Genomic DNA, 10987 nt, shown 5'->3' with positions numbered 1-10987 from the left:
AGTCACCTCGGCGGATGATTGAGCAGGCACCAGTAGAGTTCGATCTGCGCCGCCACCTCCATGAACGTATCGAAATTGACTGGCTTGACGATGTAGGAATTGGCGTGCAGCCGATAGGCGGTCTCGATGTCCCGGTCCTCGCTGGAGGAGGTCAGCACCACCACCGGCAGATCCCGACTGATCGGATGCTCACGCAATTGACGCAGTACCTCCAGCCCGCTCACGCGCGGCAGTTTCAGGTCGAGCAGGACCACCAGCGGCAGGGGCTCGCCGGCCTCCCAGCGCGGGATCCAGTCCAGCGCCTCCTGACCGTCGCGCGCCACCTCGATGGGATTGGCCAGCCGGCGGCGGGCGAAGGCGCGCCGGGTCAGATCCAGGTCCATCGGGTTGTCCTCGACCAGCAGGATGGGGCGCAGGGCGGCCTCGTTCAGCATCGCGGCAGCTCCAGATGGAAGGCGGCGCCCGCGCCGGGCGCACTCTCGGCCCAGACCCGTCCGCCCATGCGCTGCATCGCCTTGCGCACCATCGCCAGACCGACGCCGGTGCCGGGATAATCCTCGGCGCGTTGCAGACGCTGGAAGATCTCGAAGATACGGTCGTGAAACTGCATATCGAAGCCGATACCGTGATCGCGGATGGTCAGGATGATGGATTGTTCCATGACCTCTGCGTCGATGTCGATCTCCGACGGCTGATCGGGACGGCTGAATTTGAGCGCATTGTCCAGCAGATTGCGCAGCACGATCGCCAGGCCATCCGGGTCGGCCTGGACGCTGAGTCCCTCGTCCAGCGCCAGTCTGACGACCCCGTGCCTGGCCTTGAGCGCCTCGTCATGCTCGGCCAGTGCCTGCCGCACCTGCTGTGCCAGATCGAGCGTCGCGCCGTACATTCCGCGCCGCTCGATGCGCGAATAGGCCAGCAGATCCTCGATCAGCTCGTTCATCTGGGCCACGCCCTGGCGGACATTGTTGAGAAAGAGCCGGCCTTCCTCGTCCAGTCGATCCTGATGATCCTCCAGCAGCAGCCGGCTGTAGCCGTCGATCCCGCGCAGCGGCGCCTTGAGGTCGTGCGAGACCGAATAGCTGAAGGTCTCCAGCTCCTTGTTGATGGCGGCGAGTTCGGCGGTACGCGCCGCGACCCGCTCTTCCAGCTCGGCGTTGAGCCGCTGGGCCTCGATCTCGGCCAGCTTGCGGCTGGTGATGTCCTGATGCGCACCCTCGATCCGGATTACGCGCCCACCCTCGCAGACGGGGATGCCGATGGTGTGCAGCCATTTGCGCGCGCCCCTGGCCGTGGTCATCTCCAGTTCCAGATCATAGGGGCGCGCTTCTTCCAGCGCCTCCCGCAGTGCCTGTTCGAGGGTGGCGCGCATGTCCCCCTCGAAGGCGCTGAGTCCGGCGTCGAGGTCGATGCCGGTCTCGCCCTGGCCGGGTTCCAGGTCGAAGATGCGCGCCAACTCGCTGGACCAGGACACCTTCAGCGTCGCGGCGTCGACCTCCCAGCCGGCGACCTTCGCCAGCCGGCTGGTGCGGTCGAGGGTTTGGTTCTGGCGGTGCAGGGCCTCGTTGCCGCGCACCAGCAGCGCGACCATCAGTCCAGCCGCCAGCGCGGCCAGCAGACCGATCAGACGGATCGCCCACAGGGTGGCCGTTGGCCGGCCCCAGCCGGACTTCGGGATGGCCGCCACTTGCCAGACACCGCCGGGAACCGCGATGTCTCTCAGGATCGGGTCGTTGTCGAAGATGCGCGGATCGCCGAAGAAGACCTCGCCGGCGGCGCCGGTGCCGTCGCGCCCGCGCAAGGCCAGCCGCAGATTCGATTCGGCATCGAGGATACCCGACTCGCGATAGAGCTCCACGATGTCGATGACGGCCGAGACCAGCCCCCAAGAGCGCGGCTTCTCGCCGGATTGCCGTGACCCGATGAAGACCGGCTCGCGGATGATGATGCCGATGCCGCCCTGTACGAGCGGCACGGGGCCGGCCAGCACGGAATGTCCGGTCTGCATCGCCCGCCGTGCGGTGGGGCCCTGAACGGGATGCGTCCGGTAATCCAGGCCCAGGACGGCTTCGTTACCGGCCAGGGGGTAGACGAGCGAGACGACCAGATCCGGCGCGCCGACGATGTTGCGCAGTGCATGGCGTTCGTTGACCAGTCCGTGCGCGATCCGGGTGAATTCGTCCTGTTCGATCTCCGGACGCGCGGAGATCACGGCGGTCAGTCCATGCACCAACAGCAGATGTGAGTTGATCAGTCCTTCCAGTCGTGTGCGCAGGATCGCGAGACTGTTCAGAATGCCGATCCGCTCCTGCTCCAGCGTGCTCTGACGGGCGAAATGCTCGATGAGCTGCTCCATGGTCAGGATCGGCAGCACGGTCAGCAGCACGAAGATCCAGGATTTTTTGGATAGAGCGGGTTTGAGCGGTCGATCCTTCATGCGCCGGTCCCCTGTCTGATCGGTGGGAGACGCATGAATAGCACAAAAAGGGGCGCTCGCGCGCCCCTGGGTCCGTTTCGACGTCCGCGCGGGACGGTCGTTCAGTTCACTTTGGGATCCAGTTCACCCTTTGCATAGCGCGCGGTCATGCCTTCGAGCGAGATCACCTTGATCTTGCTCGCGTTGCCGGCGGTGCCGAAGGCTTCGTAACGCGCCTTGCAGATGTCCTTCATCGCCTTGGTGGCGGCGGTGAAATACTTGCGCGGGTCGAAGTTCTTGCGGTCGTCGTGCAGGCTCTTGCGGATGGCGCCGGTGGAGGCCATGCGCAGATCCGTGTCGATGTTGACCTTGCGCACGCCGTGCTTGATGCCCTCGACGATCTCCTCGACCGGCACGCCATAGGTCTCGCCCATGTCGCCGCCGAACTGGTTGATGATCGCCAGCCACTCCTGGGGCACCGAGGAGGAGCCGTGCATGACCAGATGCACGGTCGGGATGCGGGTGTGGATCTCCTTGATGCGCTCGATGGCCAGGATGTCGCCTGTGGGCGGACGGGTGAACTTGTAGGCGCCGTGCGAGGTGCCGATGGCGATGGCCAGCGCGTCGACGCCGGTCTTCTTGACGAAGTCGGCGGCCTCGTTGGGGTCGGTCAGGAGCTGGCTGTGATCGAGCGTGCCCTCGGCGCCGATGCCGTCTTCCTCGCCGGCCTGTCCGGTTTCGAGCGATCCCAGACAGCCCAGCTCGCCTTCGACCGAGACGCCGCAGGCATGGGCCATCTCGACGGTGCGGCGGGTGACTTCGACGTTGTATTCATAGGTCGCCGGAGTCTTGCCGTCTTCCTGGAGTGAGCCGTCCATCATGACCGAGCTGAAACCGAGCTGGATCGAGCGCTGGCAGACGGCCGGCGAGGTGCCGTGGTCCTGGTGCATGCAGACCGGGATGTGCGGCCACTCTTCGATGGCGGCCAGGATCAGGTGACGCAGGAAGGGCGCGCCGGCGTACTTGCGCGCACCGGCGGACGCCTGGACGATGACCGGCGAATCGGTCTCGTCGGCCGCTTCCATGATGGCGCGCATCTGCTCCAGGTTGTTGACGTTGAAGGCCGGCACGCCGTAGCCGTGTTCGGCGGCGTGGTCGAGCATCTGACGCATTGAGATCAGGGCCATGGACGAGTCCTCGTGTTGTTGGAGTGAAGGGTGATTGTGAACGACCGACCGGGTGCGGCGGAAGAGACGGCTAACCGAAGAAGCGGCGCAACGTCCGCTGGATCCAGCTCCCCTGCGTCATCTTGACGACGCAGGTCGCATAGTCCCGGTCGTCCTTCTGGATATGGTTTGTGAGCCAGATCTGGAGCTCGGACAGGAGCTTTCCGGTTATATCCTGACCGCTTTCATGCTGCTTCACATACCGATCGATTTGATCGACGAAGGCATCGTGGACCTTCTTGTGCGCCTCCGAGAGCGGATAACCGGACTGCTTCATGACCTCTTCTTCGAAGACGAAATGGGTGCGGGTGTAATCGCGCAGTCCGGCCAGGATGGTCGAAAGCCGTTCCGAATCCTTCGATTGCTTGGCCGCATGGAGTTCGTTGATGTAATCGACGATGCGCTTGTGCTGTGTGTCGATGACATCGATGCCGATGTCGAGCGACTCATCCCATACCCAATACGCCATGGATCTCAGTCCTCGTTCAGTAGCCGGTGCTCGCCGACGCGCATGATCTTCATGATGTTGGTCTGGCCCTCGACGCCCGAGCGGTCGCCCTTGGTGATGATGACCAGATCGCCGTGCTGCACCGTGCCATGGCGCAGCAGCTCCTCGATCACCTCGCGGTTGACCTCGTGCATGTCGGTGCTGGCCACATCGAAGGCCACCGGATAGACGCCCCGGAACAGCCGTACCTTGCGCTGGGTCGGCACCGAGCGCGTCATGCCGTAGATGGGGATGCCCGAGCTGATGCGCGACATCCACTTGACCGTCGAGCCGGTCTCGGTGAGTGCGGCGATCGCCTTCACACCCAGATGATTGGCGGTATACATGGCCGCCATGGCGATGCCTTCGTCGACGCGCCCGAACACCGAGTCGAGCCGATGGCCCGAGCGGGTGGCGCTCTTCTCGGCCTCCAGACAGATGCGATCGAGCGCCTCGACCACCTTGGCCGGGTTCTTGCCGATGGAGCTTTCGGCCGAGAGCATCACGGCGTCGGTGCCGTCGAGCACGGCGTTGGCGACGTCGAAGACCTCGGCGCGGGTCGGGATCGGATTCTCGATCATCGACTGCATCATCTGGGTGGCGGTGATGACGACGCTGTTCAACTCGCGTGCGCGGCTGATGAGACGCTTCTGCACCGCCGGCAGTTCAGCGTCGCCGATCTCCACGCCCAGGTCGCCGCGCGCGACCATGATGGCGTCGGCGGCGTTGATGATGTCGTCGATGCCCTTGAGCGACTCGGCGCGCTCGATCTTGGCGACGATGCCGCCGCGTCCGCCGGCCTCATAGAACAGCTCGCGCGCCAGACGCACGTCGTCGCCGTTGCGCACGAAGGAGACGGCCAGATAGTCGGCGTCGATCTCGGCGGCGAAGCGGATGTCGTCCTTGTCCTTGTCGGTCAGGGCCGGGGCCGAGAGTCCACCGCCCTTCTTGTTGATGCCCTTGTTGTTGGAGAGCGTGCCGCCGGTGACGACCTGACACTCGATGCGACCGTCGACGACCGCGTCGACCCAGAGTTCGATGGCGCCGTCGTCGAGCAGTAACGTATCGCCGTGGCGCACATCATCGGCCAGCTCGACATAGGTGGTGCCCACGCGCGTCTGGTCGCCGGCGTCGATCGGGCAGTGGGTGTCGATGGCGAAGCGGTCGCCCCTGGCCAGTGAGATCTTGCCATCCTGGAATTTACCGATGCGGATCTTGGGGCCTTGCAGATCCATCAGGACCGCGATCTCCTGACCAGCGGCCAACGCGCGCTCGCGAATGCGCGCGGCGCGTTCGCGGTGGCGGTCATGGGTATCGTGTGAGAGATTGAGGCGAACGACGTCCACGCCGGCGGCGAGGATCTCGTCCGTGACCGAGACCGGGTCGGTCGCCGGCCCTAGGGTTGCAACGATCTTGGTGCGTCTTGGCATGGTTGTAGTCGCGTCTTGTGCGTCCAGCATTCAGGGGTTTTAGCGTTCGGTCGTCAGCCGGTTCCAGGCGTGAGCGACCGGACGCCCATGTTGCCGCGACGCCGGATCAGTCCTTCGCCCGTGCTTCGAGCATGGCCACGGCCGGCAGGGTCTTGCCTTCCAGATATTCGAGGAAGGCGCCGCCGGCGGTCGAGATGTAGGAGACCTGATCGTAGATGTCGTATTTCTGGATCGCGGCGATGGTGTCACCGCCGCCGGCCAGACTGAAGCCCGCCGCCTGGGCGATGGCCATGGACACGGTCCTGGTGCCTTCGCCGAACTGATCGAACTCGAACACGCCGACCGGACCGTTCCAGACGATGGTGCCGGCCTTGGCGATGATGTCGGCCAAGGCTTGCGCCGAATCCGGGCCGATGTCGAAGATCATGTCATCGTCGGCGACCTCGCCGGCGGCCTTGGTGACGGCCGGCTCGTTCTCGTCGAACTGCTTGCCGCAGACCACATCGGTGGCGATCGGAATGGACGCGCCGCGCGCGGTCATCTTCTCCATCAGCGCCTTGGCGGTCGGGATCAGGTCTTCCTCGCACAGCGACTTGCCGACCGGGAAGCCGGCCGCCGCCAGGAAGGTGTTGGCGATGCCGCCGCCGACCACGAGCTGATCGACCTTCTCGGAGAGCGATTCGAGCACGGTGAGCTTGGTCGAGACCTTGGAGCCGCCGACGATGGCGACCATGGGGCGTGCCGGGTTGGCCAGCGCCTTCTGGAGCGCGTCCAGTTCCTCGGCCAGCAGCAGACCGGCGCAGGCGACCGGGGCGAACTTGCCGGCGCCGTGGGTCGAGGCCTGGGCGCGGTGCGCGGTGCCGAAGGCGTCCATCACGAAGACGTCGCAGAGCGCAGCGTACTGCTTGGACAGCGCTTCATTGTCCTTGCCTTCGCCCTTGTTGAAGCGCACGTTCTCCAGCAGCACCAGCTCGCCGTCGGCGACCGTCGGCGGGGTGTCCAGATAGTCGCGGATCAGTCGGATATCACGGCCCAGCTTGGCGGCGAGCGCCTCGGCAACCGGCTGGAGCGAGTCGGCCTCGGAGAACACGCCTTCCTCGGGGCGCCCCAGATGCGACATGACCATGACCTTGGCGCCGGCCTTGAGACAGTGCTCGAAGGTCGGCATCGAGGCGGTGATGCGCGCGTCGGACGTGACCTTGCCGTTCTTGACCGGGACGTTCAGATCCGAGCGGATCAGCACCCGCTTGCCGGCCAGATCCAGGTCGGTGAGCTTGATGAAGGACATGAGTCGTGTCTCCTCGTGAGTTTCGAATTGTGATGTCAAAAGCGATCCGCGAAACCTTGGGGGCTTGGCGCATGGCTCTAACGCCTCTGGCTCCCACGCTCCAGCGTGGGAGCCACAGTCGCTTACTTGGCGACGTATTCGACCAGACGCAGCATGTTGCAGGTATAGCCGTACTCGTTGTCGTACCAGGTCACGACCTTGATGAAGGTGCCGTCCAGGGCGATGCCGGCCTCGGCGTCGAAGATCGACGGATAGGGGCAGCCACGGAAATCGGTCGAGACCACCTTCTCGTCGGTGTAGGCCAGGACGCCGGCCAGATCACCCGACTCGGACGCGGCCTTCATGGCGCCGCAGATCTCGTCGTACTTGGCTTCCTTTGACAGCTCGATCGTCAGGTCGACGACCGAGACGTCGGAGGTCGGCACGCGGAAGGCCATGCCGGTGAGCTTGCCGTTCAACTCGGGCAGCACCTTGCCGACGGCCTTGGCCGCGCCGGTGGAGGACGGGATGATGTTCTCCAGAATGCCGCGACCGCCGCGCCAGTCCTTCATCGAAGGGCCGTCGACCGTCTTCTGGGTCGCGGTGGCGGCGTGGACCGTGGTCATCAGACCGCGCTTGATGCCCCAGTTGTCGTGCAGAATCTTAGCGACCGGCGCCAGACAGTTGGTGGTGCAGGAGGCCGCCGAGACGATGGCCTGACCGGCGTATTCCCTGTGGTTGACGCCATAGACGAACATCGGGGTGGCGTCCTTGGACGGCGCGCTCTGCACCACCTTCTTGGCGCCGGCCTGGATGTGCTTCTGGCAGGATTCTTCGTCGAGGAAGAAGCCGGTCGACTCGATGACCAGATCGACACCGACCTCGCCCCACTTCAGATTGGCCGGATCGCGCTCGGCCGTCAGGCGGATGCGCTTGCCGTTGACGATCATGGTGTTGCCGTCGACGGCGATGTCGCCCTTGAAGTTACCGTGGACCGAGTCGTACTTGAGCATGTAGGCCAGATAGTCGGGATCGAGCAGGTCGTTGATGGCCACGACCTCGATGCCGGGGAAATCCTTTGCGATCGCACGGAAGGCCATGCGGCCGATACGGCCAAACCCATTGATGCCAACCTTGATTGTCATGCGTTAAAGCTCCGTTCAGTGCTGGATTGAAAACGAATAGCGATTTTGAACCACACAGGCTCCGTATGTCCTGCGTGGTTCCAGGATTCAAAGGACGCTCTGGACCTTGGCGACCAGATTTTCGACCGTGAAGCCGAACTCCTTGAACAGCGCACCGGCCGGGGCGGACTCGCCGAAGCGGTCGACGCCGAGCACCGCGCCCGAGCTTCCGACGTACTTCCACCAACCGTCGCTCACGGCCGCCTCGACCGCGACGCGCGCCGTGACGGCCTTGGGCAGCACGGATTCCTTGTAGGCCGCGTCCTGCTGGTCGAAGGTGTCGGTCGAAGGCATGGAGACCACGCGGATCGCCTTGTCGCTCATGGCCTCGGCGGCCTTGATGGCCAGCTCGACCTCCGAGCCGGTGGCGATGATGATGGCATCCGGGGCGCCGGCGCAATCACGCAGGATGTAACCGCCGCGTGCGATGTTCGCCAGTTGTTCGTCGGAACGCGGCATGTGAGCCAGATTCTGACGCGAGAAGATCAGACAGCTCGGCGTGCCCTTGCGCTCGATCGCCAGCTTCCAGGACACGGCCGATTCCACCGCGTCACAGGGACGCCAGACGCTCATGTTCGGGATCAGGCGCAGCGTCGGGATCTGCTCGACCGGCTGATGGGTCGGGCCGTCCTCGCCCAGACCGATGGAGTCGTGGGTGTAGACGAAGATCGAGGGCACCTTCATCAGCGCCGCCATGCGCAGCGCGTTGCGCGCGTACTCGGAGAACATGAGGAAGGTCGCGCCATAGGAGATGAACCCGCCGTGCAGCGCGATGCCGTTCATGATCGCCGACATGCCGAACTCGCGCACGCCGTAGAAGAGGTAATTGCCGCCGCTGGTTTTGCTGACACCCTTGCAGCCCTTCCACAGGGTCAGGTTGGAGCCGGCCAGGTCGGCCGAACCGCCCATCAGCTCGGGCAGCAGCGGGCCGAAGCCGTTGAGCGCGTTCTGCGAGGCCTTGCGCGAGGCGATGGTCTCGCCCTTCTCGACCACGGACTTGACGAAGGCGTCGGCCTTCTCCGACCAGTCGGCGGGCAGTTCGCCGGCCATGCGGCGCTTGAACTCAGCGGCCTCGGCGGGGAAGGCTTTGGCGTAGGCGTCGAACTTGGCGTTCCAGTCGGCCTCGGCCGCTGCACCGCGCTCCTTGGCGTCCCAGCCCTGACGGATGCCGTCCGGGATGACGAAGGGCGCATGGTTCCAGCCCAGATTCTCGCGGGTCAGGGCGATCTCGTCGTCGCCCAGCGCGGCGCCGTGGCACTCCTCCTTGCCCTGCTTGTTCGGCGAGCCGAAGCCGATGATGGTCTGGCAGCAGATGAGCGTCGGCTTGTCGGAGACGGCGCGCGCCTGTTCGATGGCGGCCTGGATCGCCTCGGCGTCGTGGCCGTCGACCTTGGGGATCACATGCCAGCCATAGGCCTCGAAGCGCTTGGGCGTGTCGTCGAGGAACCAGCCGGGCGTGTCGCCGTAGCCGCGCACCTCGCCGTCGATCGAGATGTTGTTGTCGTCATAGATCGCGATCAGCTTGCCCAGGCCCAGAGCGCCGGCCAGCGAGCAGGCTTCGTGCGAGATGCCTTCCATCAGACAGCCGTCGCCGAGGAAGACATAGGTGTAGTGGTCGACGATGTCGTGACCCGGCTTGTTGAACTGCGCGGCCAGCGCCTTCTCGGCGATCGCCATGCCGACGGCGTTGGTGATGCCCTGACCGAGCGGACCTGTGGTGGTCTCGACGCCGGGCGCATAGCCGTACTCGGGATGGCCGGGAGTCCTGGAATGGAGCTGACGGAACTGTTTGAGATCCTCGATGCCCAGGTCATAGCCGGTCAGGTGGAGCAGGGCGTAGATCAGCATCGAGCCATGGCCGTTGGACAGCACGAAGCGGTCGCGGTCGGCCCACTTCGGGTTGTTCGGGTTGTGGCGCATGAAGTCGTTCCACAACACCTCGGCGATGTCGGCCATGCCCATGGGCGCGCCCGGATGGCCCGAGTTGGCCTTCTGGACTGCGTCCATGGCGAGCGCGCGGACGGCATTGGCAAGTTCTCTGCGTGAGGACATGAGCCCCTCCTGAAAATTGAGTTGGCGATGATCGGAAAGCGTGCGCCTGTACCCCGCCGGCAGCGTCGCGTCGGTGACGACGGCCGGACGATCCGCTCGGCGGCGCGGCATCGGTGATGGGTTCGTGGGCGGGTAGCCACGAGGAGCCAGGGGACGTTCAGCGATTTGTGATTTTCTAATATTAAAAATTGACGCACGAAATGGCCAGCATTTTTATCGGGTACGCACGAACGCGCGTGCGCAACCGTCCAGACCGAGCGACCGGATGCAGGCGTCTCAGTGTGCTTTCCACTTGATCGAACAGCCCATGCTCGGGATCTGTTCGGCGGGACCGGCGCCGGTCTCGGCGACCTGTTTCATGGCCTCGAACAGGTCGCGGCGCACGTCCGGCGGGGCGGCTTCCTTGCGGCTGGCGTCGAGCCGGCCGCGATACTGGAGGCCCAGCTCGCTGTCGTAGCCAAAGAAGTCCGGGGTGCAGACGGCGCCATAGGCGCGCGCAACCGCCTGGCTTTCGTCGTAGAGATAGGGGAAGGGGAAATCGAACTCGGCGGCCACCTGCTTCATGTGGTCGAAGGAGTCCTCGGGGTAGTCGTTGACGTCGTTGGAGCTGATGGCCACGCAGCCGATGCCGAGTGCGGCCAGCTCACGCGCATCGCGCACCAGACGATCGCGGATCGCTTTCACGTAGGGGCAGTGGTTACAGATGAACATCACCAGCAGACCGCGCGGACCCTTGCACTGGTCGCGGGTCCAGATCCGGCCATCGACCCCGGGGAGCGCGAAGTCCGGAGCCGGGGCGCCAAAGTCACAGAGGGGAGTTTCGGTCGATACCATGGAAGTCCTCCGGGCCTGTCGGTTCGAGTTGTAGTGATCGGGCGATGGTACCGGAAGTCCGCCCGATTCAAAATCTTGCACCGCACAATGG

General features: G+C 64.7%; 9 protein-coding genes. All 9 read right to left on the bottom strand.

Annotation, left to right across the window (positions count from 1 at the left end; all coding sequences use genetic code 11):
* Positions 1-2 precede the first annotated feature (2 nt).
* Positions 3-434, bottom strand: coding sequence for a response regulator (locus HW932_RS15565; RefSeq protein ID WP_176977409.1), 432 nt, complete (start codon positions 432-434; stop codon positions 3-5).
* Positions 428-2437 carry an ATP-binding protein gene (locus tag HW932_RS15560; protein ID WP_246296859.1) on the bottom strand — a complete coding sequence of 670 codons (2010 nt, stop codon included), beginning with the start codon at positions 2435-2437 and terminating at the stop codon, positions 428-430. The genes HW932_RS15565 and HW932_RS15560 overlap by 7 nt, the downstream gene beginning before the upstream one ends.
* Before the next feature lie 101 nt (positions 2438-2538).
* On the bottom strand, positions 2539-3603 hold the full coding sequence (gene fba / locus HW932_RS15555) for a class II fructose-bisphosphate aldolase (protein WP_176977408.1): 1065 nt from the start codon (positions 3601-3603) through the stop codon (positions 2539-2541).
* 70 nt (positions 3604-3673) lie between these two features.
* On the bottom strand, positions 3674-4111 hold the full coding sequence (locus tag HW932_RS15550) for a bacteriohemerythrin (protein WP_176977407.1): 438 nt from the start codon (positions 4109-4111) through the stop codon (positions 3674-3676).
* Between the two features lie 5 nt (positions 4112-4116).
* On the bottom strand, positions 4117-5559 hold the full coding sequence (pyk, locus tag HW932_RS15545) for a pyruvate kinase (RefSeq protein ID WP_176977406.1): 1443 nt from the start codon (positions 5557-5559) through the stop codon (positions 4117-4119).
* A 106-nt stretch (positions 5560-5665) separates the two neighbouring features.
* On the bottom strand, positions 5666-6847 hold the full coding sequence (locus HW932_RS15540) for a phosphoglycerate kinase (protein ID WP_176977405.1): 1182 nt from the start codon (positions 6845-6847) through the stop codon (positions 5666-5668).
* Positions 6848-6969: 122 nt separating this feature from the next.
* Complete coding sequence (gap, locus tag HW932_RS15535; protein ID WP_176977404.1) at positions 6970-7971, bottom strand: type I glyceraldehyde-3-phosphate dehydrogenase; 1002 nt, start codon at positions 7969-7971, stop codon at positions 6970-6972.
* Between the two features lie 87 nt (positions 7972-8058).
* Complete coding sequence (gene tkt, locus HW932_RS15530) at positions 8059-10062, bottom strand: transketolase (RefSeq protein ID WP_176977403.1); 2004 nt, start codon at positions 10060-10062, stop codon at positions 8059-8061.
* Positions 10063-10338: 276 nt separating this feature from the next.
* A complete protein-coding gene (locus HW932_RS15525; RefSeq protein WP_176977402.1) occupies positions 10339-10896 on the bottom strand; it encodes a thioredoxin family protein in 558 nt (185 codons plus the stop codon).
* Positions 10897-10987: the final 91 nt, after the last annotated feature.

Origin of the sequence: Allochromatium humboldtianum, assembly GCF_013385175.1 — a bacterium.
Classification (GTDB): Bacteria; Pseudomonadota; Gammaproteobacteria; order Chromatiales; family Chromatiaceae; genus Thermochromatium; species Thermochromatium humboldtianum.
The sequence above is the reverse complement of the archived record's forward strand: the minus strand, read 5'-3'. Positions and strand labels throughout refer to the sequence as shown.